The following is a 25,421-nucleotide window of genomic DNA, read 5'->3' as shown; positions in this document are numbered from 1 at the left end:
GATGGAGACAACCCGGCATGACAGCTTCCGACCTGCTGAAACCCTATGACGGCCTGCGCGTCCTCGTGACGGGCGGCGCGTCGGGCATCGGTCTCGAAATCGCCGACGCGTTCGCCGAATGCGGCGCGCGCGTGCACGTGTGCGACGCCTCGCAAGCCGCGATCGCGGCGCTCGCCGACCGGCCGCCGCGCGCCGCGGCCGGCGCGATCAGCGCGATCAGCGCGACGCTGGCCGATGTATCCGACCCGGCCGCCGTCGAGCGCGTGTTCGCCGACGTGTCGACCGGGCTCGGCGGCCTCGACGTGCTGGTCAACAACGCGGGTATCGCCGGCCCGACCGGCGGCATCGACGAAATCGACCCCGTGCAGTGGGAACAAACCGTCGCGATCAACCTGAACGCGCAATTCCAGTTCGCGCGCCGCGCGGTGCCGCTGCTGCGCGAGTCGAAACACGGCGGCGCGATCATTGCACTGTCGTCGGTCGCCGGCCGGCTCGGCTATGCGTTCCGCACGCCGTATGCGGCCACCAAATGGGCGGTGGTCGGCCTCGTGAAGAGCCTCGCGATCGAACTCGGGCCGCTCGGCATCCGCGTGAACGCGATCCAGCCCGGCATCGTGCGCGGCCCGCGGATGCGCCGCGTGATCGAGGCGCGCGCGCAGCAGCTCGGCATCGGCTACGACGACATGGAGAAGCGCTATCTCGAGAAGATCTCGCTGCGGCGCATGACCGATCCGGCCGAGATCGCCGCGACCGCGCTGTTCCTGTGCTCGCCGGGCGGGCATGGCATCACCGGCCAGGCGATCTCCGTCTGCGGCAACGTCGAAGTGCTCTGACGCGTCCTGCATCGTTCATCGAAAGGAATCCATCCGTGGCAAACGCTCGCAAAGTCATCATCACCTGTGCGCCGACCGGCGCGATCCATACGCCGTCGATGTCGCCGTACCTGCCTGTCACGCCGCACGAAATCGAAACGGCCGCGGTCGCGGCCGCACGGGCCGGCGCGGCGATCCTGCACCTGCACGCACGCAACCCGTCCGACGGCAAACCGACACAGGATCCAGCCGTGTTCGCCGAATTCCTGCCGCGCATCAAGGCGCAGACCGACGCGGTGATCAACCTCACGTCGGGCGGCAGCCCGCACATGACGGTCGACGAACGGCTGCAGCCCGCGCTGCATTTCCAGCCCGAGGTCGCGTCGTTGAACATGGGCTCGATGAACTTCGGGCTGTACCCGATGCTCGAGCGCTTCCGCGAGCTGAAGCATCCGTGGGAGCGCGAACATCTCGAGAAAAGCCGCGATCTCGTGTTCAAGAATACGTTCGCGGACATCGAGACGATCCTCACGCGCTGCGGCGCGAACGGCACGCGGTTCGAATTCGAGTGCTACGACATCTCGCATCTGTACAACCTCGCGCACTTCGTCGATCGCGGGCTCGCGAAACCGCCGTTCTTCGTGCAAAGCGTGTTCGGCCTGCTCGGCGGGATCGGCGCGCACCCGGAAGACCTGATGCACATGCGCCGGACGGCCGACCGCCTGTTCGGCAGCGATTACGTGTGGTCGATCCTCGGCGCGGGCCGCAACCAGATTCCGCTCGCGACGATCGGCGCCGCGCAAGGCGCGAACGTGCGCGTCGGGCTCGAGGATTCCCTGTGGATCGCGCCCGGCAAGCTCGCGGAATCGAGCGCCGCGCAAGTCCTGAAAATGCGTCAGGTGCTCGAGGGCCTGTCGCTCGAGATCGCAACGCCGGCCGAGGCGCGCGCGATGCTCGCGCTCAAGGGCGGCGACGCCGTGAATTTCTGATCGCCGGGTCGCCCCCCGACACCCGCATCCGCAAGCGCAGTGACAAGGCGCCGGCCCGAACCGGCCGGCGCCAGGACGCCCTTCATCGCCCCGCTCCGTTCGAGCGCCGCCGGCGCGGCTCCGTCGACTGCCCATCCGCTGCCTGCCGCGCAGCGGCATTTGCCGAACGCGGCGCGCCGTGCTTGCCGTGCGCGCCGGTTCGCCCTTACCGGAGTCGTCCGCATGTCCACTCATCACGCTCAGGCCCTGTCGTCCACCGCGACCGACGCGAATGCGTCGCTGAACCGGCTGCTGTTCCGCAAACTCATGCCGCTGCTGATCGCCGCGTATGTGATCAGCTTTCTCGACCGCACCAACATCGCGTTCGCCAAACATTCGATGGGCGTCGATCTCGGCATCTCATCGGCCGCGTACGGGCTCGGCGCGGGGCTGTTCTTTCTCACCTACGCGCTCTTCGAGATCCCGAGCAACCTGATCATGCATCGCGTCGGCGCGCGCTTCTGGATCACGCGGATCATGATCACGTGGGGCGCGCTGTCGATCGCGATGGCGTTCGTCCGCGGCGAGACATCGTTCTACGTGATGCGCCTGCTGCTCGGCGTGGCCGAAGCCGGCCTGTTTCCCGGCGTGATGCTGTATCTGACGTACTGGTTCGGCCGGGAGGAGCGTGCGCGCGCCACCGGCTATTTCCTGCTCGGCGTGTGCATTGCGAATATCGTCGGCGGGCCGCTGGCCGGTGCGCTGATCGAACTCGACGGCACGCTCGGTTTCCACGGCTGGCAATGGTTGTTCGTCGTCGAAGGCATTCCGGCGATCCTGCTCGCGTTCGTCGTGTGGACACGCTTGCCGGACCGTCCGAGCGCCGCGCCGTGGCTCGCCCCGGAAACCGGCCGCGCGCTCGAGCGCAAGCTGGCCGCCGAACAGGATGCGGGCGTCGCCGCGCACGGCGGCCACGCGTTCGGCGCCGCATTGCGCGACCCGCAGATCTGGCTCGCGATCTTCGTGTACTTCTGCCACCAGTTGACCATCTACACGGTGATCTTCTTCCTGCCGGGGATCATCGGCGCGTCGGGACGTCTGTCGCCGGTCGCGGTCGGGTTGCTGACGTCGCTGCCCTGGCTCGCCGCCGCGCTCGGGGCCGGGACGCTGCCGCGCTTCGCACGCGAGTCGCGTCATTCGCGGCGGATGCTGTGCGCAGGGCTCGCAATCATGGCGGCCGGGATGGTCGGCGCCGCGCATGCGTCACCGTTGGCGGGCCTGCTTTGCGTGTGCGTGTCCGCGTCGATGTTCTTCGTCGTGCAGTCGATCGTGTTCACGTTTCCGGCGTCGCGGCTCGCCGGCAGTGCGCTGGCCGGCGGGCTCGGGCTCGTGAATACGTGCGGGTTGCTCGGCGGCTTCGTCGGGCCCACCGTCGTCGGCGCGATCGAACAGGCGACCGGCAATGCAAAGAACGGGCTGACGCTGCTGGCGGCCGCGCTCGTGGTCGCGGCATTCGCGAGCCTCGCGTTGCGTCACGGGCACGAGCGCGCCGACGTGCGGTCGCGCGGCTGAAAGGCAGGCTGGAACCAGACCGGCGTGAGACGGGCTCCGCCCCGCCCGCCTCACGCCGTCAGAACAGATACATCCCCGCGACGAATACGACGCCCGAGAACAGCAGCGTCGTCACGCAGTACCCCATGATGTCGCGCACCCCGAGCCCGGCAATCGCCAGCGCGGGCAGCGCCCAGAACGGCTGCGCCATGTTGGTCCAGGCCTCGCCGTACGCGATCGCCATCGCCGCCTTGCCGAGATCGGCACCGAGCGCCTGAGCCGCCGGCATCACGAACGGGCCCTGCACGACCCAGTGGCCGCCGCCCGACGGCACCGCGAAATTGATCACGGCCGAACTCAGGAACGCAAGCAGCGGGAACGTATGCACGTTCGCGATATCGACGAACCACTTCGTGATCACGCCCGCGAGCCCCGAATGATCCATCAACGCCTGGATGCCCGCGTAGAACGGGAACTGGATCATGATCCCCGACGCGCCGCGCGCCGCACCGGCCACCGCCCGCGCATAGGCCATCGGCGTACGGTGCAGCAGGATGCCGGCCGCGAGGAACGCGAGGTTCACGGTGTCGATGTCGAGTGCGAAGCCCTTCTGCACGAACTTCAGCACGAGGAACGCCGCACACAGCGCCGCGACGAACACCGACAACGCACGGCTCTCCTCCATCCGCTCCGCGAACGTCGCGTCGGGCCCGAGCTGGCGCTCGACGCTCGGCGGTTCGGCCAGCAACGCCGGATCGACGCTGACCACGTCGCCCGGCTTCGGCATCATCAGGCGCGCGAGGAACGGCAGCATCACGATCAGGCCGATCGTGATGAACGCGTTGTAGCCGGTGAAGATCGTCTGCGACACGGGAATCAGCCCGATGGTCTTCTCCATCGGATTGCCCTTCGTGGCCGCGACGAGCGGGACCGAACCCGACAATCCGCCGTGCCAGCTCAGGAAGCCCATGTAGGCGGACGCGACGAGCAGCCGGTAATCGCTGCCGGCCACGCGACGCGCCACTTCGCGCGCGAGCATCGCGCCGAGCACGAGGCCGAAGCCCCAGTTGATCGCGCACGCGAGCGCGCCGACGAACGCGACGAGCATCACGCCCTGCCCCGGCGTGCGCGCGGTGCTCGCGAGCGCGACGAGCATGCGCTTCACGGGCGGCGAACTCGCGAGTGCGTGACCGGTGACGAGAATCATCACCATCTGCATCGAGAACGCGAGCAGGTTCCAGAAACCCGAACCCCACATCGTCGTGAGTTGGGCGGGCGTATTCGGTGTGAGGCCGAACGCGAGCGCGAACGTGACGATCGTCAGCAGGATCGCGAAAATCAACGGGTCGGGCAACACGCGGTGAACCACCTGCGTGAAAAAGCGGGAAATGCGCTGGATCAACTTGAGCTCCTCGTTTCCTGATAGGGACGTCCGCGCGTGTCGTTGTGGGTGGATGCGCGGAAACGCGCGGATTCTTGCATAGAACCGGCGGGCGCGCTTTGGAATGCGGGGGGCCGCGATCGCGCGGCGGTACCGACAGGGAAACAGGAACAAATGGCGGGACGAGCTTGAGCCGCTTCGCAGCCGCGATCAGTGCACCGCGTTCGTCACGCCGCCCAACGCCCGCGCTCCATCGCCTCTACCATCATGCCGAGTGTGAGCGACCGGCACGGATACAACTCGTCAATTTTCAGTGACCCGTTGGCGACAAAAGAGCAAACGTCGTTCGCTTCCTGGCTGCATGTGCGCATTAACGCGTCGCCACCGCACGCTCCTTGACCACCTCCATCGCCTTCGCCCGCCCCTCACTCCACCGCTGCGCCACCCGATACGCGACAAGCGACCCGGCCACGGCAAGCAGCATCGGCACGAGACTGTCGTGATCCGCGCGCGTGAACTCGAGCAGCAGCACGACCGCCGTGATCGGCATCTGCATCGACGCGGCGAGAAACGCGGTCGCGCCGACGAGCGCGCAAGCGCCGATCGACGCACCCGGCCACACGAGGCTCCACAGCCCGCCGAGCACGACGCCGAGCAGCACACCGTTCGCGAGGCCCGGTGTCAGCAGGCCACCTTCCGCGCCGGCCCGCAGGCTGCCGGCCTCGATCAGCACCTTCAGCACGAGCAGCGCGGCGGCGAGGCCGATCGTCAGCGTGCCGTCGAAACCCAGCGACGCCGGGCCCTTGCCGTTGCCGAGCAGTTGCGGAAACCGCATCGCGAGCATGCCGATCACCGCGAAGTTGATCAGCGCGAGCACGGGCAGCCGCCCGTCTTTCGGCGCGTTCGCCCGGGCGCGCGTCGTGAGCCGCACGAAGCCGTATGCGGCGAAGCCGAACAGCGGCCCGCAGACGATCGACCATGCCACCAGCGGCGTGCTCAGCACGAACGGCGGCACCGTGTACTGGTGTTCGTTGCCGAGGCCGATCCACGCGACGGCCGCCGCGATCGCCGACGTCGCGACCGCCACGACCAGCGCACGCAGTTCGAACGTGCCGAGCAGCACTTCGAGCACGAAGATCGCGCCGCCGAGCGGCACGTTATAGACGGCCGCGAGGCCCGCGCCCGCACCGCACGCGACCATCAGCCGGCAATCGTCGGGGGTGAGCCCCGCACGATGCGCAAGCTGCCCCGCCAGCAGCGATCCGATCTCGCGCGGGGCGACTTCGCGGCCGAGCGGCGAGCCGAGCGCGACGGTGACGATCTGCAGCAGCGCGTGAATCGTCGTGCTGACGACCGGCATCCGCGGATCGGCCGCGCGCACCGCGCGGCGGATGCTGACGAGCGGCCGCCCAAACCGGTACAGCGCCCACCAGCCGCCGCCGGCGACGATCCCGCAGACGATCAGCACCGCGAGCCGGCGCAGCGGATCGGCGCCGGTCACGCCGGTGAGGAAACTCTCGGTGCCGATCACGTGCGCGACGCTGTAGCCGAACGCGACGTGCTGGATCGCATGCAGCAGCAGCGCGAGCAGCATGCCGCCGAGGCCCGCGCCGACGCCGGTCAGGATCGTGACGACGGCCATGCGCGCGAACGGGCTGGCGGCCGGCGAAGGGGATGCGGGAGCGGACGGGAGATCGGGGCGCATGGGGTTCGCGAATGGGATCGAAAAAGACGGCGCGCCACTCGCGCCGTCGTCAGGACCGCATCGTAGGCCGGCGACAATCATGAGACAAACGTATTTTTCGAATCGACTCATGCATTCTATGAATACCCGAAGAGCGGCGGGTCAAGGCAGCCCGAAGTTCACCGTCCGCTTCAATCCGGATACCGGATACGTGATGCGTTCCGGTTCACGCCGCAGGATCGCCTTCCCGTTGCGGCGTATTCGTGAGAACGGCCGAGTGCTTCGAGTCGGCAGGTCGCGCGATCCGGTTGACGAGCCTGGAATGCGTGCACGCGCCCGCCTTTGAACGCGAGTGATGCCGGTCGCGGGCGCAGACGCAGACGCAGACGCAGGCGAGCCATTCTCCGCGCGCCAGTCGCACCGATCCACCGCCGTGCCGCGCCCCGCCCATGTTGCACCGACGCTACAGCACGCCCGCGACGGAGACATACCGCCCGCGTGCGACCGTGCAAAAACCACCACCGTCACGCGCGCACCGCGCGTCGTGTCAGTTTTGTGAACGACTCTTGCCTGATCCGGAAAGGTGCGCTCGCGGCCCCCGGCGGCCTTGCGCGCGGGTTGCGTTCCTATACTTGCGCCGAACTTTCGTTCCCCTTCCACACGCAGGAGCCTCACTTGAAAAAAACCCTCGTCGCCGGCGCATGCACCGCCACGCTGTTCGCCCCGCTCGCTCACGCACAGAGCTCGGTCACGCTGTACGGCCTGATCGATGCCGGCATCGTCTACACCAACAACGCCAACGGCGCGTCGCTGTGGCGCCTGAACAGCGGCACCGTCAACGGCAGCCGCGTCGGGTTTCGCGGCACCGAGGATCTCGGCGGCGGCCTGAAGGCGCTGTTCGTGCTCGAGAACGGCTTCAACGTGAACAACGGCGGGCTCGGGCAGGACGGCAAGCTGTTCGGCCGCCACGCGTACGTCGGCCTGAGCCAGAGCGGCTATGGCACGCTGACGCTCGGCCGCCAGTACGACACGATGGTCGATTTCGTCGCGCCGCTGTCCGCCACGGCCGGCGACCTCGGCGACACGAGCTTCGCGCACCCGTTCGACAACGACAACCTGAACCACTCGCTGCGCATCAACAACGCGGTCAAGTACACGAGCGAGACGTATGCGGGCTTCAAGGTCGGCGCGATGTACGCATTCTCGAACGCGACCAGCTTCGGCGCGAACCGCGCATACAGCGTCGCGGCGAGCTACACGAACGGCCCGCTGAAGCTGGCCGGCGCGTACCTGCAGATGAACGGCACGAAGGGCTCGACGAGCGCGAGCCCGGGCGCGACCGACGCGGCCGAAGCGAAGAGCCTGAACCAGGGCGGCTGGTCGATCGGCTCGGACCGCATGCGTTCGTACGGCGGCGGCATCAGCTACGGGTTCGGCCCGGCCACCGTCGGCTTCGTCTATACGCGCTCGCAGTACGACAACACGGGCTCGTTCGGCTCGACCGGCCAGGTCGCGTTCAACAACTACGACGTGAACGTGCGCTATGCGGTGACGCCGGCCGTCAGCCTCGGCGCGGCCTACGTGTATACGGACGCCAGCGTGTCGAACCCCGACAGCAGGCACGGCACCGATCCGAAGTGGCACCAGGTCGACCTGCAGGCCGTCTACAAGCTGTCGCGGCGCACGGACGTCTACGCGGAAGCGATGTATCAGCACGCATCGGGCCGCGGCTACCGGGCGTTCATCGACGGCTCGGGCGGCGCATCGAGCACCGCGAACCAGATCGTCGGCACGATCGGCATGCGCACGCGCTTCTGATCGACGCGATGCATCGCCGCCCGACGGTCACGCACCTGCGTTCGCATGCGGGTTCGTTCGCGGCGGGCGGCGCATCAATGTTGTTCCATCTGGAAGGCAGCCTGCCTGGAATCGGGGTTTTTACGCGCGCGGGCGCTGCGTAGACTGCCAGCGAAGGTCGGGGGCGCGCATCGCGCGTCGCCCCGGCCACCCACCCCGTACCCAGGAGAACCTCGTGAAATCGCTCGTCGTTACCGCCGCCGCTGCCGTCCTGCTCGCTGCACCGGCCCTGTCGTTCGCCCAGTCGGCAAAGTCGCCCGTCACGCGCGCGCAAGTGCTGCAGGAGCTGAGCGACCTCGAATCGGTCGGCTACAACCCGGCGCGCGGCGAATCCATCAACTATCCGGACGACATCCTGGCGGCACAGGAGCGGCTCCACGAAAAGCGCCTCGCGCAACAGAAGGCCGCGCACGCCGCATACGGCCCGGCCGGCGAGCCGGCAACGGAATCGGGCACGGCGGCAAAGCCCGCGCTGTAACGTCATGACGATGCGCCGCGCCCACGGAGACGATGTACCGTGGGCGCGGCGAGTCGCGTTGGCGTGGTTGGCGAAATTCGCTTGAAGAGAAGAAGCCGGCTGAAGAGAAGAAGCCGGCGATACGCCGATACGCGTCGGCCGCTCAGGCGGCCTGCGGTTCGCGGTCGATCGCGTTCAGCATCTCGACGTCGCGCGCGATCATCCCCGGCACCTGGGCACGCAGCATCTCGACCCACGTCCGCACCTTCGCATCGACGAAGCGGCGCGACGGATACAGCGCGTACACGTTCATCTTCTGCAGGATGTGCGCGGGCAGCACGCGCACGAGCGTGCCGTCGCGCAGCGCGTCGATCGCCGAGTAAAGCGGCAGCATGCCGATCCCGATGCCGTCGCGGATCGCGAGCGCGAGCGATTCGGCCGTATTGGTCTGCACCGGCCCCGCGACGTGGATCTGCTCGACGCCTTCGGGCCCTTCGAGCACCCATTCGTGCGTCGGGAACGCCGGCGTGCACAGCGTCAGGCACGCGTGCGCGGCGAGATCCTGCGGACGGGCCGGCGCGCCGTGGCGCTTCACGTAGTCGGGCGACGCGCACAGGATGCTGAAGGTCGAGCCGAGCAGGTGCGACACGAGTTCCGAATCGGGAAGCGACGACGCGGTCACGACGGCCATGTCGCTCGTCCCGTCGAACAGGTCAGGCATGCGCTGCGACAGCGACAGCTCGATCGACACGTCCGGAAACTGCGCGTGATAGCGCGTCAGTGCGGGCAATACATAGTGATGGCCGACGCTCGCGAAGCTGTGCATGCGCAGCACGCCGGCCGGCCGTTCGTGCGCGCAGCTCGCCTCTTCCTCCGCGCGGTCGACGTCGGCGAGGATCTGGCGGCAGCGCCGCAGATAGCTTTCGCCGGCCGACGTGAGCGCGAGACGGCGCGTCGAACGATTCATCAGACGAGTACGCAGGCGCGCCTCGAGCTCCGACACCGCGCGCGACATCGCGCCCGTCGTCGAATTCAGCGATTGCGCGGCGGCGGTGAAACTGCCCGTCTCGACGACACGCGAAAACACCCGCATGTTTTGTAGGGTATCCATTCCTGTGAGCAACCTGTAGCGGAGCCGCTATTTTCCTCTACTGGATGCGACAGATTGTTACTCCGGCTGCAACTATCGTTTCCCCGCAGCTGCGTTAATGCACGGGCGCCGCGCTCCTACAATCGGCGCCTCACCAGTCGAACGGACCCGTTCGGACGTGCCGTGGCACCGTGCCCGGCCCCGTACCGGCCCCCTCTTTTCATGAAGCCACAACCTGCGATCGAGCGACCTTCCATCGAACCGGCACGATGGAGGACATGGCTCGATCCACTCGGCGACGCGGCACGCGACTGGGCCGCGAGCGACGGGCTGATCTGGCTGCACCTCGCGAAAACCGTGTTCGCGGCGCTGCTCGCGATGGGCATCGCGATGCGCCTGGAGATGTCGCAGCCGCGCACCGCGATGACGACCGTGTTCGTGCTGATGCAGCCGCTGTCGGGAATGGTGTTCGCGAAGAGTTTCTACCGCGTGCTCGGCACGGCGGCCGGTCTCGTCGCCGCGCTCGCGCTCGGCGGGCTGTTCGCGCAGCAGCCCGAGCTGTACATGGCCGGCATCACGCTGTGGATCGGCAGCTGCATCGCACTCGCGGTGCGCAACCGCCACTTCCGCTGGTACGGCTTCGTACTCGCCGGCTATACGGCCGCGCTGATCGGCCTGCCGGCCGTGATGACACCGCAGACGCTGTTCCAGTCCGCGCTCACGCGTGCCGCGGAAGTCGCGCTCGGCATCGCCTGCTCGGGCGCGGTCAGCGCGCTGATCCTGCCGCTCAGCTCCGCGAAGGCGCTGATGCGCTCGCTGGGCACCCGCCATGCGACGTTCGCGGCGTTCACGGCCGGCGCACTCGCGGGCGACGTCGCCCGCGCCGATTTCGAGCGGCGCTTCGCGGATTTCGTCGACGACATCGTCGGCTTCGAGGCCAACCGCGCGTTCGCGTCGTTCGAAGATCCGCACATTCGCGCGCGCAGCCGCCGGCTCGCGCGGCTGAACAGCGAGTTCATGAACGCGTGCACGCGGCTGCATGCGCTGCACCAGCTCGTCAAGCGGCTGCGCGCGAACGGCTCGGACGCGGTGCTCGATGCGCTCGCGCCGCACGTCGATGCGCTCGCGCAGCGTTTCGCCGCGTTGCGCGACGAGCGGCAGCGCGGCATCGCGCCGGCAGCCGGTGCACTGGTCGATCTGCGCCGCTTCCACAGCGCGTTGCCGAAAGCCGCGCGCGCCTCGCGGCGAAACATCGAGGAACATGCGCCCGGCGGCTTGCTCGACTTCGATACCGCGATCGAGCTGCTGTACCGCTTCATCGGCGAATACCTCGGCTACGCCGACACCTATGCGTCGCTCGACCAGGACGACCATGCGTTCGAGCGCTCGGTCACGCATTACGCGGTGAAGACCAATACGTTCTTCGTCGGCTTCGCGTTCCTGCGCACGGTCGTCGCCGTCGGTGCGATGAGCGTGTTCTGGATCGCCTCCGAATGGCCAAGCGGCCCGCTTGCCGTGACCGCCACCGCGATCGCGTGCGCGCTCAGCTCGACGTCGCCGCGCGCGCCGAAATTCGTGGCGCAGATGAGCGTCGGCGCGACATTCGCGACCGCCATCGGCTACCTGTTCCTGTGCTACGTGTATCCGAACATCGAAGGCTTTCCGCTGCTGTGCGCGGCGCTCGCGCCGGTGCTCGGCGTCGGCGCGTTTCTCGCGATGCGGCCGGGATTGTCCGGTTACGGGATCGGCTTCGCGGTGTTCTTCTGCCTGCTCGCGGGGCCGGACAACGTGATCGCGTATACGCCCGAGGTGCTGATCAACAACGGCCTGGCCGTCGTCATCGCGATGCTCGTGTGCTCGCTCGTGTTCGCGGTCGTGTTCCCGACTCACATGCCGTGGCTCACGGGCCGCATCGCGCACGACCTGCGCCGCCAGGTCACGCTGGCGTGCGAAGGCGCGCCGGACGGCCTCGCGCAGCGCTTCCAGTCGAGTACCCACGACCTGATGGCGCAACTGCGCACGCTGCTCGTGCGGCGCACGCGGCAGCATCGCGACGCGCTGCGCTGGATGCTGTCGACGCTCGAAGTCGGCCACGCGGTGATCGACCTGCGCGACGAAATGAACGCGTTCCGCGCGTCGAAACCGCCGCAGACGCTGCGCTGGACCGGCTCGATCGACGCGGTGCTGCACGAACTGCCGCGCTTCTTCGACGATCCGACACCCGGCCATCACGCACGCACGCTGAAATCGGTGAATCTCGCGATCCGCGCCGCGCAGCACGCGCTGCAGGCGTGGTATGCGGTGCCCGACGAGCGGCACCGCATGCAGCGCATCGTCGGCTGCCTGCACTTCATGCGCAGCGCGCTGCTGGACAAGGACGCGCCGTTCAACCGGCATCGCCATTGATGCCATTGATGCCATCGATGCCATCGACGCCCTTGACGATCGGTGCGTGCGCAACGGGATCCTTGTTCCGGATGGAAATATGCTCTACAGGCGCGGTGATTAATCTTTAAGCAGTGCGAGCCTATAGTTTCCTCACTGCCAGCGAGACTGGCACTCACCCAGGAGAAACCGAAATGAAGCCGCTGCACCTCGCCCTCGTTGCCCTGTCGCTCACCGCTGCTGTCGCTCACGCACAGCCGGCACCGGCAGACGACGCACAGCAACAGGCGAACCGCGTCGAAGCCGTGAAGGCCGCCGGCCGCGTCGATCGTGCGCAATCGAAGCAGGACGACCCGAACGCCTGCGTCGGCCCCGTCAGCTTCTGCAACATCTACTTCGGCAGCTGAGCATGACGCCGCGTCGTCACGGCCAGGCCCGCACCGCCCGCATGACCTGCGCGGGCGAGCGGCGGCCCGGCCGATCGCGGCCCGGCCGATCGCCGCATCGCCGCTCCAACCCACGCCGCTTCGATTGAAGCGGCGCATGCCGTTTCAGGCGCCGCGCCCCGGCCGCCAGCCCACCTCGCGCAACGCATCCAGCAAGCGCGCCTGCCCCAGCCCTTCGACCCGCGCACCGCGCGACTCGACGTCGCCGCCCGCGACGAGCGCGTTCACGATCGCTTCCTCCACCGCTTCCGCCGCCGCGACGAACAGCGCGGAAATATGGTCGTTGTTGACCATCTTCACGCCGGTGGTCGGCGCACCCTTGCGGCCATAGTTCGCCGCCGGCAGGCCGTCGTTGCCCGTTGCGAACGCAAGGAAGATGTCGCCGCTCGAATCCTCGGTGCCGCCGCCGACCCGCGCGAGCCCGACACTGGCACGCTGCGCGAGCCGCGTGCATTGGTGGGGCAGCAACGGCGCGTCGGTCGCGATCGTCACGACGATCGAGCCCATCCCGGCCTCGCCTTGCGCGTCCGGCGCGCGGAACGGAGAAGGCACGTGCCGCAGCACTTCGCCGACCGGGTAGCCCGCCACGCGCAGCATCTCGCGCACGCCGTAGTTCGCCTGGACGAGCGCGCCGACGGTCCAGCCGCCCGCATCGGCCGCGAGCACACGCGACGCGGTGCCGATGCCGCCCTTGAGCTCGTGGCAGATCATGCCCGTGCCGCCGCCCACGCCGCCTTCGGCAACCGGCCCCGTCTGCGCGGCGGCCAGCGCGCGCTGCACGTGCGCGGCGCTCACGTGCTGCCCCCAGATGTCGTTCAGCAGGCCGTCGTAGGTTTCCATCACGACCGGCATGCACCAGTACACGCGGCCCGCCGCCGCTTCGCGCTCGTTCGCGACGAGTGCATCGCGCACCGCGCCGACGCTGTGCGTGTTCGTATAGGCGATCGGCGTGGTGAGCAGGCCGGCTTCGCGGATCCATTCGAGCCCCGTTGCATCGCCGTTGCCGTTCAGCACGTGCACGCCCGCGAAACAGGGCGAATCGTGCGCGGCGCCCGCGCGCGGCTCGATGACGGTGACGCCGGTGCGGATCGATGCGTCGCCGTTCTCCTCGTTCAGCGTGCAATGTCCGACCCGCACGCCCGGAACGTCCGTGATCGCGTTGAAGCGGCCCGGCGTGCCGAGTCCGATGCGGATGCCGAGATCCCTCGTGCGCATGATGCAATTCCTCCCGTCTTTCAATGGTTCGGTGTTTCGGTACGGCAAGGCTTCGATCCGTCGCTCAGAGCGCGCGGAACGCTTCGCTGTGGCGTGCCCAGACCGCGTACATCGCGAGCGCGGCAATCAGCAGGCCGGCGATGATGATGAGGTCGGTCGGTTTCGTGGCCGTGGCCAGCGTCGTGTAGAGCGTGTACGCGGCGCCCGCCACCGCGACGAGCGGCGTCACGGGCCACAACGGCATCCGGTAATGATGCTCGACGTCGCGGCGCACGAACCGGCTCGCGAGCGCGGCCAGCCCGACGACCAGGTAGATCAGCAGCAGCAGGTCGACCGTGAACGCGGTCAGCTCGTCGAGGCTCGACACGAACACGAGCCCCGCCGACGGCACCGCGAGCGCGAGGGTCGCGAGCCACGGCGATTCGAGACGCGGGTGGATTGTCGAGAAGGCACGGTTGCAGGTGCGCGACCAGAGCGCGTGCCGGCCGCTGCTGTACAGCAGCCGGCCCATCGTGATCACGATCGCGATGATCGCGTTGAACACCGACAGGAAGATCCCGCCGCTGACCACGCGCGACACCGCCGGGTTGCTCAGCGAACGCACGACATAGCCGATCGGGTCGGCACTCTTCGTCAGCTCGGTCAGCGAAGGCGCGCCGAGCACGATCGCGGTGAGCGGAATCAGTTCGACGACGAGGATCACGAGCAGCGAGTAGATCACTGCCTTCGCGACGTTGCGGTTGCCGCCGCGCAGGTCTTCCGCGAGATACGCGGCCGATCCGAAGCCGTTGTAGCAGAAGATCGCCGTGCCGATCGCCGGAACGATCGCGGCCAGCGTCGCGGGCACGAGCGCGTTGCCGCTCGCGACGACCGGCGCGACCAGCGCGTCGGCGCCGCGATGCGGAGAACCGAAGCCGAGGCCCGCGATCAGCATCAGCACGCCGATCTCGACCACCAGGAACGCGCCCGTGATCCACGCGTTCGTCTTGATGTTCAGCATGCCGAGCAGGTAGCTGAGCAGCACGATCGTCAACGCGACCGACTGGTTGCTGAAGTGCGTGCCGAGCGCACTGTTCAGGTAAGGCGCGGCGCCGCTCGCGAGCACGGCCGGGATGAACACGCTGACGGACAGCACCGTGATGAAGGTCAGGTAGCCGGGCAGCGTGCCGAACACGCGCTTGGCCATCACGTACTCGCCGCCCGCGCTGCGGTGCGCGGCGCTGAGTTCCGCGTAGCAGAGCGCGAACGCGAGCGCGAGCACGCCGCCGAGCAGGAACGACAGCACGGCGCCGCTGCCGGCCTGCTGGATCGCGAACGGCGCGATCACGAAGATCGAGCTCGCGGGCGTCACGCCCGATACGGTGATCATCACCGCGTCGCGCACGCTGAGCGTCTGCGACAGCGCGCGCGGCGCGTCCTCCGTTGCAGGCGCCGCTTGCAGCGTGCCCGTCGATTCCGACATCATCGCCATCTCGTTCTCCTGTGCTGCACTTTTTTGAACGCCCATACTCGGGCCCGACTGATTGCGTGGCAGTCTAGGAAGCCAATTTCAGGACCGCTATTCCCCCTTCGTGTTACGCCCTTCCGGTGGTGGTATGGATCGTCTCTTTTCCGAAATCGCGATGCACCAGGCGCTCGGCCGCGCAATCGATCACCTCGGCCAGCCGCGCTTCTGGCGCTTCCTGGTGCTGCTGCTCAATGAAATGGCGCCGTTCGACAACGCGCTCGCGACCGCGATCGGCCCCGACGGGGTGCCGCTCGTGCTCGAGGAATACGACACGGGCGGCACCGATGCCGCGTCGCCCGTGCCGCTCTACCTGAACGGCGTGTATCTGCTCGACCCGTTCCTGCAGGCCGCGCACGACGGGCTGGCCGACGGCTGTTACCGGCTCGAGGAAGTCGCACCCGACCTGTTCCGGCAGAGCGAGTATTTCCTCAGCTATTTCCGCGACGCGGTGGGCGACGACGAGATCCAGATCCTCGTGCGGCCGAGCGCCGACATGCTGCTGTCGCTGTCGCTGGGCGCGAGCACGCGTTTCGACGTCGAGCCGCTCGGCAAGCTGACGGCCGCGATGCCGTGGGTGCTCGCGGCGATCCGGCAGCACTGGCGGCTGGTGGGCGACGCCGCACGCGCGACGCCCGACGCCGATCTCGGCGCGCGGGTCGAGCAGGCACTCGCCCGCTTCGGCGCAGGCGTGCTGACCGATCGCGAGATGTCGATCGCGAGAATGGTGCTGCGCGGCAACTCGTCGAAGGCGATCGCCGAGCGGCTCGCGATTTCGCCGGAAACGGTGAAGGTGCACCGGCGGCACCTGTACGCGAAGCTCGGGATTTCATCGCAGCCCGAGCTGTTCTCGCGCTTCATCCAGGCGCTGGGGGAAGACGCGGCCGGATGACCTTCCCGATCCGGACGGATGGCAACCGGCGGTCTTCACGTTCCTGCCGGAACTCGACGCCACGGCCGGGAATGCCGACGGCACAGCATCCGACATGCGAGATTCAATGGAACGAACGGTTCTTATTCGTATGCGTTGCCGCGGCGGCGCTGAGCGGCCTGCTGTTGCTGTTGCGACCGAAGGACAGGCAGGCGGCGAACGTCGAGCCGCCGCCGGCTGCGCGATAGCCGGCACGCGAACGCCGCGCGATGCCGCTCACCCGGCTTTCGGGCAGCGGCATGCGCATGCGCGGCTCACCGCTACCGCCACTTCGCGCCGAGTTGCGCGAGCCCGGCGTTCCGGAGATCGTCCGGCAACATCACCACGCGGAACTCGCAGTCGGCATTCAACATCAGGAACCACGGCTCCGCGAGCGCGGGGATCTGCGACGGGTCATCCACGTTGACGATCGCGACCGCCCCGCGACCGCCGCCCTGCTCCGTGAAATACACGGCCTCCGGCTTGACCGCTTCGAGTATTCGCGAGATCACGTCGCCGACGCTGCCGTCCCGCACCAGCGTGTTGAACGGCTCGTGAGGGATTCGTATGTTGAGAAGCATGCGCATGACCATCCTCCTTGGGCGTCACCCGGCCTGGGCCCTTCAAGCATAGGTGCTGCGCGATGCCGCGCCAGTGGCGCCGAAAGCGGTTGGCGGCACGCCTTCACGTTCCGACGATTCGACGACACCGCATCGCGCGCACGGCATGCGCTCGCGCGATGCAGGCCCCGTCGAATCGGCCGCTCGTGCCTCCGTCATTCGGAGACCGTATCGGCCGCCAGCTCCGTCGGCGCGATCGCCAGATGCAACGCGTGCTGCGGTCGCAGCGTCACGTTCAGCACCGCGCACGGCGGCGCCATGCCGGGCGGCACCGACAGCACGTAGCGCTGCAGGACCATGGCGGCCACGACCGTCATCTCCGTCATCGCCAGATGCTGCCCGAGGCACACGCGCGGGCCCGTGCCGAACGGCATCCAGGCACCGCGAGGCAGCGTCGGCGCATCGTCGGCGAAGCGTTCGGGGCGGAACGTATCGGGCTCGGGGAACCATCGAGGATCGCGCTGCATCAGTTGCAGCGGCAGCATGAACAGCGTGCGCGCGGGAAACTGCCACGCGCCCAGCGCGATCGGCCGCGCTGCGCGACGGCTGATCAGGATCGGCGCGGACGGGTACAGGCGCAGCGTTTCGTCGAGCGTCTGCGACAGGTAACGCAATGACGCGCGCGTCTCGGCCGACGGCGCACGACCGCCCAGCACGCGGGACACCTCGTCGCGCGCGGAGGCTTGCACGGCCGGATTCGCGGCCATGCACCATGCCCACCAGGTCAGCGCCCCGGCGGTCGTCTCGTGGCCGGCCAGGAACGCCGTCACGCATTCGTCGTGCACGGCCCGCAGCGGCCATTTCCGCGCATCGGCTCGATGCAGCCGCAACAGGCGTGACAGCAGATCGTCGGGCCAGGTACGCTCGGGCCGGTCGAGGCGCGTATGCAGCTGCCGGTCGATCACCCCTTTCAGCACCGCCATCGCGCGTGCCGTGCGGCGCTTCCACGGCACCCAGCTCGGCGTGTTCACCGGCTGGTAAAACGCCGCGTTCGCCGCGGCGCTCACCACGCGCACCGCGTCCTCGGCCGCACGCGCATCGTCGCCGATCGTATCGGAGAACATCGTGCGCATGATCACGTCCATCGCCAGCGACGTCAGCGCGCTTTCGATCGGCCACTCCGGATCATGCGCGGGCCATTGCGCGAGGGCGTGACCGGCGGTCGCCGCGATCGCCGGAACGAACGCCTGAACCGGCTTCGGCATGAAGCCGGGCTGCAGCGCCTGCCGCTTGTCGCGCCACGCATCGCCCTCGGCGACCAGCACGCTTTGGCCGTGGACCTCCGCGAAGACGCGGATGGCGCGCTCCCAGCGCCCGAGCGCATCGTGGTGCGTGACCAGCAGCTCGCGCACGAGCGCCGGATCGGTCACGACCACGGCATGCTCGGGCCACACGCGCAAGTGCACGACATCGCCGTAGGTGCGCTGCCAGTCGCCAAGCGCGCCGATCAGGTCGCGCGACATCGTGCGCAGCAACCCCCAACCCGTCAGGCCGGCGGGCGGCCCCGGCGGCCATACGCCGGGCGGGTGAAGCACGGGCGCCGGCGCAGCAGTGCCCGCGTGGAATGGACATGGGGAAGAGGATCGTGTGTTCATGTGCCGGATTCTCCGCATCGGCGCGCCGGCGGTCTTGAACGCAAACGACATCGACACGCGTGGGCCCCGTCCCTATACTGCGGCGTCATGTTCTCCGGCCCGCCATCGATTCCGCCGTCATGTCCCGATCCGCTTGCCCGCGCCCCTCGCGTCGCGGGCGGCGGGCCGCTGCCGCATGCGCGGCTGCATCCCGCGCCTGCCGCGCTGCAGGGCGCGGTGGTCGCGATCGTTCTGTCCGACACGCGCGGCGTCGCGTCGAGCGACGCGCAACGGCTTTCGCATTTTCCGGCCACGCCGCTCGTCTGCGTGTCGTGGTACCGGGGTCTCGACGTGGGCTTCATCGAACCCGCCCCAGACGGCCCGCGATGGCGCCCCTTCGGCGCGGCGGCGACGCTGTCGGGCAGCCATTCGGCCCCCACCGTCGCGTGGTCGCCGACAGGCGGGCTGATCGGCATGATCTGTTTCACCGCCGACGCCGCTCGGACGTTGTTCGGCATCGCGCTGCCGGACGTCCACGACCGCGTGCTCGACGCACACGCGTGCCTCGGCCGCGACTGGCACCCGCTGCTCGATGCACTGCTCGGCGCGGATGGCGACGCGGACGTGCTGGCGGCGATCGATCGCCATCTCGCGCCTCGCTGGCAGGCGCTGCGGCCCGCGACGCCGCTGGCTTCGCTTCGCCATGCGGGGCGCAGCTGGGTCGAGCGTCTTGCGCTGCAGGCGCGCGAGTGGCGCGGCACGCACAGCCCGCGCCAGGTCGAACGGCGCATCAAGACCTACAGCGGCCGATCGCTGCGCGAATGGCAGGCGCTCGTCAGGACGGAAAGCGCGTTCTTCGCGGCGCGCGACCGGTTCGAAGCCGGCACCGCGTTCAACTGGGCGACGCTCGCGCTCGACGAAGGATTCGCCGACCAGGCGCACCTGAGCCGCGAGGTCAAGCGCATCACGGGATTCTCGCCGAGCGAATTCACGCAGCGCTTCATCGACGACGAATCGTTCTGGATGTACCGGCTGTGGGTGTGACGCACGGCGGCTTCACGGCCCCGGCCGCACGAATGGGCCATACATTCCAAGAGTAGAATGTTGGGCATTAACAGGCGCCATTGCCTGCCCCGCCCGGTCAACCCGCCACCCGCATCATTCCAGGAGCCCGTGATTGAACCCGTCGTCGCCCGCCGAACGCAAAGGGGTCGCCCTTTATGCGCGGATTGCCAGCCTGCTTCGCGGACGAATCCATCAAGGCGAATGGAAACGCGGCGACCAGTTGCCGCCGATTCCCGAGCTGTGCGCGTTCTATCAGGCGGGCACGATCACGGTGCGCCAGGCGCTGGCCGAACTGAGCGCCGAAGGGCTCGTGAGCAGTGCCCGCGGGCGCGGCACGTTCGTCACGGCCGATGTCGTCTCTCCCCCGGATAACCCGGCGCTGCGCGCCGCGATCAACGATCCGCTGCAACTCGCACCCGGCCAGACCCTGCGCGTGCTGCTGCGCGAAGCCGTGACCGCGCTGCCCGCCGCGTTGCAGACGGGCCAACCCATGCGCGCCGCCTACATGCGGATCCGCACGCTTCAGCTGTACGACGGCGCACCTTACGGCGTGATGGACAGCTACGTCGCGCGGGAAACCTACGACCGGTTTCCGAAGGGCAGCGACGCGCGGCGCAAGGTCGGTTATCTCGTCCGTCAATACAACCGTCTTCCGCTCGCGAAGGCCCGCCAGGAAATCACGGCCGCCTACGCGGACCAGGAGACGGCCGACCTGCTCGCGTCGGACGGTGCCGACTTCAGCATGGCCGACATGCTGATTCGCATGCGCCGCTGGTGGACCGACGGCGACGGCTGCATCGTCCATGCGGGGCTCTACCTGTATCGCGCCGACCGTTTCGTGCTCGACATCACGCACGATCTCGACGGCAACGACCGGAGCGCCGACTTGATCCCGTCACCGCGCGCCGGTACCCGGAAAGGCGCGCGCAAGCCGGCGGCCTGACCCGCCTGCCCCGACTGCCCTTCAAGCCGCCGCGTCGCCCTCGCCGTCGCACATCGCCCCGTAGACCCAATGCCGCAGATCGCGGCGAATCCGGTATGTCGTCGACGGCAGCAGTTGCGTCATGAACACCACGATCAGGTCCTCGGCCGGGTCGATCCAGAAAGCGGTGCTGGCGCCACCGCCCCAGAAGTAATCGCCGACGCTGCCTGGCTGCATCGTCGCGGCAAGGTCCTGCGTCACGGCGAAGCCGAGCCCGAACCCGAGCCCCGGATACACGGCCTCGCTGAACGTGGAGCGCGACATCCGGTCGAGCGTCCGGCCGCCCGGCAGATGGTTGATCGTCATCAGTTCGACGGTCTTCGGGCTCAGAATCCGGTGCCCGTCGATCGAACCGCGGTTCAGCAGCATCCGGCAGAAGCGCAGGTAATCGCCGGCCGTCGACACGAGCCCGCTGCCGCCCGAAGCCAGCGCCGGCGGCCGGCGAAACGCGCTGGATGCCGGGTCGTCCTGCAGCACGAGACCGCCATCCGGGCCCGGGCAATAACACGCGCACAGGCGCTCGGCCTGCGCGTCCGGCACGAAGAAACCAGTGTCGGGCATGCCGATGGGATCGAACAGCACCTGCTTCAGGTAGTCGGCAAACGGCTGCCCGGAGATCTTCTCGACGAGATAGCCGAGCACGTGCGTCGCGACCGAATAATTCCACGCTTCGCCCGGCGAGTAGTCGAGCGGCAGCCCGGCCAGATCCGCGATCATGCCGTCGAGACCGCCCGGGTTGCCCGGTTCGCCGATCGCGAGTTCGCGGTACGCGGCATCGACGTTCGTCCTGGCCTGGAAGAAATACGACAACCCCGCCGTGTGGCGCAGCAGATCCACCATCAGCATCTCGCGCGCGACCGGCCGGGTCTGGAACCCGCCGAGGCTCCGTGCGCCGGCCACGGCGACGCCCAGGTCCTTCCACGCCGGGATCACGCTCGACACGGGATCGTCGAGCGCCACCCGCCCCTGCTCGACCAGCGTCATGAACGCGACGCTCGTGATCGGCTTGGTCATCGAATAGATGCGGAAAATCGCGTCCTCGCGCATCGGCTTCGCGCGCTCGACGTCCATGGAACCGACGACGTTCACGTGCGCCAGCTCGCCACGGCGATGGATCATCGTCACCGCCCCCGGCAAGCGCCCGGACGCCACGTACCGTTCGTTCAGCTGCATGTCGAGCGCCTTCAGCCGCTGCGACGACAAACCCGGATATGCCACCTTGGTCATGCCCCTGCTCCTCTTTCCACTTCGGTCTCGACGCGCCGGAACCCGCGCCCGCCTCGCTTCAGGCAGTGCGCTTGCCCGATCCAAACATTCTAAAAATAGAACTATATCATTTTAAAGAATGTCCGAACCGGCGTGACGCGTCGGCAACATGCGGCGCTCGTCGTATGGGCCGGTTGCCCGATTCGGGACGCGCGGGCATGATGTCGCGAACCCTGGCGGCTGCCTTGCGAACCGTTCCCCCCGTCGCATCGCCAATGCGCCGACCGGGCTGCGTTTCGCACACGGCTGCCTCTTCCCACCTCAGCCCGCTTATGTCACTCCGCGCCTTCAGAACGCTGGTCGCCATCGCCCGATACCGGACTTTCGCGCGCGCCGGCGAAGCCATCGGCCTCACGCAATCGGCGGTGAGCCTGCAGATCAAGACGCTCGAAAGCGAATACAACGTGCAGTTGTTCGATCGCTCGCGCCGGCAGCCGGTGCTCACCGAGGCCGGCAACATCCTGCTCGCGCAGGCCGAGCAGGTGCTCGCGATGGTCGACCGGATTCCCGATGCGCTCAGCGACGAGAAGAAGCTCGTCGGCCGCCTGCGGATCGGCGCGATCCAGACCGCGCTGTCGGGCCCGCTGCCCGACGCGCTGCTCGCGCTGCGCGCCGCGCATCCGGGGCTGCGCGTGCACGTGTCGGCCGGCATGTCGGCCGAACTGGCGAACCGCGTCGCGGCCGGCGAACTCGATGCGGCAATCACGACACGCCCCGTGCGCCCGCATCCGGCGGAACTCACGTGGACCACGCTGTACGAGGATCGCTTCTGGCTGCTCGCGCCGCCGGACCAGGCGGAACGCGACGCGGGCACGCTGCTCGGCGCGCTGCCGTTCATCCGCTTCGATGCGCAGGCGTGGGCCGGCCGCATGATCGCCGCCGAACTGCGCCGCATCGGCGTGCGGGTGCGCGAGGAGATGGTGCTGGACAGCGCGGAAACGATCGCGCGCATGGTCGCGCGAGGGCTCGGCGCGGCGATCGTCGCACTCCCAGATTCGACGCTCGCGCGCCTGCCGCCCGTCACGCGCTTGCCGTTCGGTCAGCCGCAGATGGGGCGCGCGGTCGTCCTGCTCGAACACCAGTCGCGTCCGGCCGAACGTTTCGCACGTGCGCTGGCGGCCGAAGTCGCCGCGTCATCGATGAGAATTTCTCATTGAACACCCGATAATTAACCATTATTCCTGTTGTTTGCGCGTGTTAACTTGGCGGCATCGTCACTCTTTCGCTTGCGTGTCGCCATGTTGCCCGCCGGATGGATGCCCGCCTCGTTCCGCCGTTTTGCGTGCCAGCCGCTCACGGCAGCGCGTGTGGCCTGCACGGTCGCCCCGCCTCATGTGAAGGCGCCCCGATGATCGGCCCGATCCTGCTCGCGCTTGCGCCGGTCGCGCTGCTGGTCGCGTGCGGCCACGGCCTGCGGCGCACGGGCTTCATCGCCGACGCCTTCTGGCCGCAGGCCGAGCGGCTGTGCTACTACGTGCTGCTGCCCGCGCTGTTCGCGGACGGCCTCGCGAACGCGCGGCTGCAGTCACTGCCCGTATTACCGCTCGCGGCGGCGCTGGTCGGTTCGACCGCACTCGCCGCGGCGCTTCTCCTGCTGGTTCGCCCGTTCGTGCGGGTCGACGGCGCCGGCTTCACGTCGGTGTTCCAGGGTGCCGTGCGCTTCAACAACTATGTCGGCACCGCACTCGCGGCCGGGTTGTTCGGCGCAAAAGGCATCGCGCTCGCGGCCGTGTGCGTCGCGGCGATCGTCCCGACCGTCAACCTGATGTGCGTGCTCGTATTCGCGCGCTACGGCGACACGCGGCTCGGCGCGGCGGCCCTCGTGCGCCAGATCCTGTCGAATCCGCTCGTCGTCGCGTGCGCGCTCGGGATCGCGATGCAGGCCGGCGGCGTCACGTTCCCGGCGGCCGTCGAGCCGGCCGTGCGCGCGCTCGGCGTCGCGTCGATGCCGCTCGGCCTGCTGTGCGTGGGCGCGGCACTGAAATTCGATGCGGCGCGTGCGTGGCTGCAGCCGGTCTGCGTCGCATCGGCGTTCAAGTTCATGGCGATGCCGCTCATCACGCTCGCCGCCGGCCGCCTGTTCGGGCTCGGCGATGCGGCGCTGACGGTCGCGCTGCTGTTCCAGGCGCTGCCGACGTCGTCGGCGTCGTACATCATGGCGCGCCAGCTCGGCGGCGACGCGCCGCTGATGGCCGGCATCACCGCGTTCCAGACGATCGCGGCGGCGCTCGCGATGCCCGTCGTGCTGACCGCGCTCGCGTCGGCACCCGCGTTTCGCTGACGACGCAACGACCGCCCATTTCCCCCTGAATCCAGCCTGCACGCGGGCCATCGCGCGATTCGGCATAACCGGCCGCGCGCGCTCGTTCGCGCGTTGCCGCAGGCGCTCACCGAGAAACCCCGTCACATGAATGCTCCCGCCCCGCCCGCCGCCATCGCCGCCACCCGGCCGCACGCGGCCGTCTACGTGAAGCTCACGCTCGTCGCGCTGTTCTGGGGCGGGACGTTCATCGCGGGCCGGATCCTCGCCGCGACGATGTCCGCGACCTCGGCGGCCACCGGCCGCTTCGCGATCGCCGCGCTGATGCTGGTCGTGCTGACGTGGAAGATCGAAGGCGGGCTGCCGAAGCTGAGCGGCCGCCAGGTCGTGACGACCTTCGGCCTCGGCGCGACCGGCATCTTCCTGTACAACGTGTGTTTTTTCGCGGCGCTCGCGCGGATGCCGGCGGGTCGCACCGCGCTGTTCGTCGCGTTGAACCCGGTCGCCACCGCCGTGCTGCTGTCGATCGTCGTGCGCGGGGAACGCCTGTCGCTGTCGCGCTGGGCCGGCATCGCCGTCGCGCTGTTCGGCGCGCTGGTCGTGATCAGCCGCGGCGAATTGCTGCGGGTGCTGACCGATCTCGGCAACACGTTCGGTGCCGGCGAACGCTTCATGCTGTGCGCGGTGCTGAGCTGGGCCGCCTATACGGTGATCGGCCGGCGCGCGCTCGACGGGCTGTCGCCGCTGGCGGCCACGACGTATGCGGCGCTGTGGGGCCTCGCGCTGCTGGTCGTCGCGCACCTGTTCGGCTCGCCCGCCGGCAGCGGCACGCCGCTGACGTGGCAGGCCGTCGCGTCGATGCTCTATCTCGGCGCGATCGGCACGGTGGTCGCGTTCGTCTGGTATTCGCAGGGCATCCGCGAACTCGGGCCGGCCCGCGCGGCCGTGTTCACCAACCTGGTGCCCGTGTTCGGCGTGCTGCTGTCGGTCGCGCTGCTCGGCGAGCCGTTGTCGCCGTCGATGCTGGCGGGCGGTGCGCTCGTGATCGCGGGCGTCGCGCTGACCAATCGAGCGAAACGCTGATCCATGGACGTGCGCGACGCGCACTCGGGGACGGATGCCGAATACCGGAGCGGCGCGCGGCGGCGATCACGCCCCGGTTCCGCGACGCAGACGGGCGGCCGCTACCGATATGCCCCCCGATATGCCCCCGATGTTCTCGCAGCCCCGCCAAAAACCGCCTATCGTGAATGGAGCGCTCCGTTTGCCGCCATTCGACCCTGCGTCGCTCGCACCGGCGGCGACGGCCCCGCGCTCCGGCACCATTCACCGCGATCCGGCGCACGCTCGCCCGTGCACGATCGCGGCCGCCCACCGGATTTCAGGAGGCCCTC

The 25,421-nt window shown here is 68.7% G+C and carries 22 protein-coding genes; 13 read left to right on the top strand and 9 right to left on the bottom strand.

All coding sequences use genetic code 11. From position 1 onward, the window contains the following. The first annotated feature begins 17 nt into the window (after positions 1–17). The 3 genes from ABY44_RS02110 (at position 18) to ABY44_RS02100 (ending at position 3,352) form a co-directional block, all read left to right on the top strand. Entirely contained in the window at positions 18–833 is an 816-nt protein-coding gene (locus tag ABY44_RS02110; RefSeq protein WP_060170970.1) for an SDR family oxidoreductase, read from the top strand. Positions 834–868: 35 nt separating this feature from the next. Further along, positions 869–1,801 carry a 3-keto-5-aminohexanoate cleavage protein gene (locus ABY44_RS02105; protein ID WP_021159186.1) on the top strand — a complete coding sequence of 311 codons (933 nt, stop codon included), beginning with the start codon at positions 869–871 and terminating at the stop codon, positions 1,799–1,801. Positions 1,802–2,023: 222 nt separating this feature from the next. Then, positions 2,024–3,352, top strand: coding sequence for an MFS transporter (locus ABY44_RS02100; protein ID WP_027791532.1), 1,329 nt, complete (start codon positions 2,024–2,026; stop codon positions 3,350–3,352). Positions 3,353–3,410: 58 nt separating this feature from the next. Here ABY44_RS02100 and ABY44_RS02095 read toward each other — a convergent pair whose 3' ends face one another. After that, positions 3,411–4,733 carry a TIGR00366 family protein gene (locus ABY44_RS02095; RefSeq protein WP_027791531.1) on the bottom strand — a complete coding sequence of 441 codons (1,323 nt, stop codon included), beginning with the start codon at positions 4,731–4,733 and terminating at the stop codon, positions 3,411–3,413. 349 nt (positions 4,734–5,082) lie between these two features. Next, the gene (locus ABY44_RS02090) at positions 5,083–6,417 is read right to left on the bottom strand and encodes a chloride channel protein (RefSeq protein ID WP_060170972.1); all 1,335 of its coding nucleotides are present in this window, start codon (positions 6,415–6,417) and stop codon (positions 5,083–5,085) included. Between the two features lie 654 nt (positions 6,418–7,071). On the opposite strand from ABY44_RS02090, the gene ABY44_RS02085 reads away from it, so the two are divergent. Continuing rightward, positions 7,072–8,214 (top strand): porin, encoded by a 1,143-nt coding sequence (locus tag ABY44_RS02085; protein ID WP_027791527.1) that lies wholly within the window; start codon positions 7,072–7,074, stop codon positions 8,212–8,214. A 214-nt stretch (positions 8,215–8,428) separates the two neighbouring features. Next, the gene (locus ABY44_RS02080) at positions 8,429–8,731 is read left to right on the top strand and encodes a DUF4148 domain-containing protein (RefSeq protein WP_059694929.1); all 303 of its coding nucleotides are present in this window, start codon (positions 8,429–8,431) and stop codon (positions 8,729–8,731) included. 142 nt (positions 8,732–8,873) lie between these two features. Here the strand turns inward: ABY44_RS02080 and ABY44_RS02075 are convergent, their stop codons facing one another. After that, a complete protein-coding gene (locus ABY44_RS02075; protein ID WP_027791525.1) occupies positions 8,874–9,821 on the bottom strand; it encodes a LysR family transcriptional regulator in 948 nt (315 codons plus the stop codon). 201 nt (positions 9,822–10,022) lie between these two features. On the opposite strand from ABY44_RS02075, the gene ABY44_RS02070 reads away from it, so the two are divergent. Next, positions 10,023–12,206 carry an FUSC family protein gene (locus ABY44_RS02070; RefSeq protein ID WP_060170974.1) on the top strand — a complete coding sequence of 728 codons (2,184 nt, stop codon included), beginning with the start codon at positions 10,023–10,025 and terminating at the stop codon, positions 12,204–12,206. Between the two features lie 173 nt (positions 12,207–12,379). After that, positions 12,380–12,592, top strand: coding sequence for a hypothetical protein (locus tag ABY44_RS02065; protein WP_059694933.1), 213 nt, complete (start codon positions 12,380–12,382; stop codon positions 12,590–12,592). Between the two features lie 144 nt (positions 12,593–12,736). On the opposite strand, the gene ABY44_RS02060 is transcribed toward ABY44_RS02065, so the two are convergent. Both ABY44_RS02060 and ABY44_RS02055 read right to left on the bottom strand, forming a co-directional pair. Then, complete coding sequence (locus tag ABY44_RS02060) at positions 12,737–13,846, bottom strand: P1 family peptidase (protein WP_060170976.1); 1,110 nt, start codon at positions 13,844–13,846, stop codon at positions 12,737–12,739. Positions 13,847–13,910: 64 nt separating this feature from the next. Beyond that, positions 13,911–15,317: an APC family permease gene (locus tag ABY44_RS02055; protein WP_027791521.1), complete on the bottom strand. Its 1,407-nt coding sequence runs from the start codon at positions 15,315–15,317 to the stop codon at positions 13,911–13,913. Between the two features lie 124 nt (positions 15,318–15,441). Here ABY44_RS02055 and ABY44_RS02050 point away from each other — a divergent pair, with 124 nt between their 5' ends. Continuing rightward, on the top strand, positions 15,442–16,242 hold the full coding sequence (locus ABY44_RS02050; RefSeq protein WP_027791520.1) for a helix-turn-helix transcriptional regulator: 801 nt from the start codon (positions 15,442–15,444) through the stop codon (positions 16,240–16,242). Between the two features lie 103 nt (positions 16,243–16,345). On the opposite strand, the gene ABY44_RS02045 is transcribed toward ABY44_RS02050, so the two are convergent. The 3 genes from ABY44_RS02045 to ABY44_RS02035 all read right to left on the bottom strand — a co-directional run bounded on the left by ABY44_RS02045 (position 16,346) and on the right by ABY44_RS02035 (position 18,475). Further along, positions 16,346–16,528, bottom strand: a complete 183-nt coding sequence (locus tag ABY44_RS02045; protein WP_060170978.1) for a hypothetical protein — start codon at positions 16,526–16,528, stop codon at positions 16,346–16,348. 13 nt (positions 16,529–16,541) lie between these two features. Then, complete coding sequence (locus ABY44_RS02040) at positions 16,542–16,847, bottom strand: Panthothenate synthetase (RefSeq protein ID WP_021159202.1); 306 nt, start codon at positions 16,845–16,847, stop codon at positions 16,542–16,544. Positions 16,848–17,035: 188 nt separating this feature from the next. Continuing rightward, complete coding sequence (locus ABY44_RS02035; protein WP_060171251.1) at positions 17,036–18,475, bottom strand: cytochrome P450; 1,440 nt, start codon at positions 18,473–18,475, stop codon at positions 17,036–17,038. 87 nt (positions 18,476–18,562) lie between these two features. On the opposite strand from ABY44_RS02035, the gene ABY44_RS02030 reads away from it, so the two are divergent. Together ABY44_RS02030 and ABY44_RS02025 are read left to right on the top strand one after the other, a co-directional pair. Further along, a complete protein-coding gene (locus tag ABY44_RS02030) occupies positions 18,563–19,498 on the top strand; it encodes a helix-turn-helix transcriptional regulator (RefSeq protein WP_060170980.1) in 936 nt (311 codons plus the stop codon). A gap of 133 nt (positions 19,499–19,631) precedes the next feature. After that, a complete protein-coding gene (locus tag ABY44_RS02025) occupies positions 19,632–20,462 on the top strand; it encodes a GntR family transcriptional regulator (RefSeq protein WP_060170982.1) in 831 nt (276 codons plus the stop codon). A gap of 21 nt (positions 20,463–20,483) precedes the next feature. Here ABY44_RS02025 and ABY44_RS02020 read toward each other — a convergent pair whose 3' ends face one another. Further along, on the bottom strand, positions 20,484–21,728 hold the full coding sequence (locus ABY44_RS02020; protein ID WP_060170984.1) for a serine hydrolase domain-containing protein: 1,245 nt from the start codon (positions 21,726–21,728) through the stop codon (positions 20,484–20,486). Positions 21,729–22,039: 311 nt separating this feature from the next. Between ABY44_RS02020 and ABY44_RS02015 the strand changes: the two genes are divergently transcribed. The 3 genes from ABY44_RS02015 to ABY44_RS02005 all read left to right on the top strand — a co-directional run bounded on the left by ABY44_RS02015 (position 22,040) and on the right by ABY44_RS02005 (position 25,110). After that, entirely contained in the window at positions 22,040–22,924 is an 885-nt protein-coding gene (locus ABY44_RS02015; protein ID WP_060170986.1) for a LysR substrate-binding domain-containing protein, read from the top strand. Positions 22,925–23,115: 191 nt separating this feature from the next. Further along, positions 23,116–24,048: an AEC family transporter gene (locus ABY44_RS02010; RefSeq protein WP_059694949.1), complete on the top strand. Its 933-nt coding sequence runs from the start codon at positions 23,116–23,118 to the stop codon at positions 24,046–24,048. Positions 24,049–24,174: 126 nt separating this feature from the next. Then, the gene (locus ABY44_RS02005; RefSeq protein ID WP_027791514.1) at positions 24,175–25,110 is read left to right on the top strand and encodes a DMT family transporter; all 936 of its coding nucleotides are present in this window, start codon (positions 24,175–24,177) and stop codon (positions 25,108–25,110) included. Positions 25,111–25,421: the final 311 nt, after the last annotated feature.

The organism is Burkholderia sp. ZZQ-2, assembly GCF_050768715.1.
GTDB lineage: Bacteria > Pseudomonadota > Gammaproteobacteria > Burkholderiales > Burkholderiaceae > Burkholderia > Burkholderia cepacia.
This window is presented reverse-complemented; position numbering and strand designations above follow the sequence as displayed.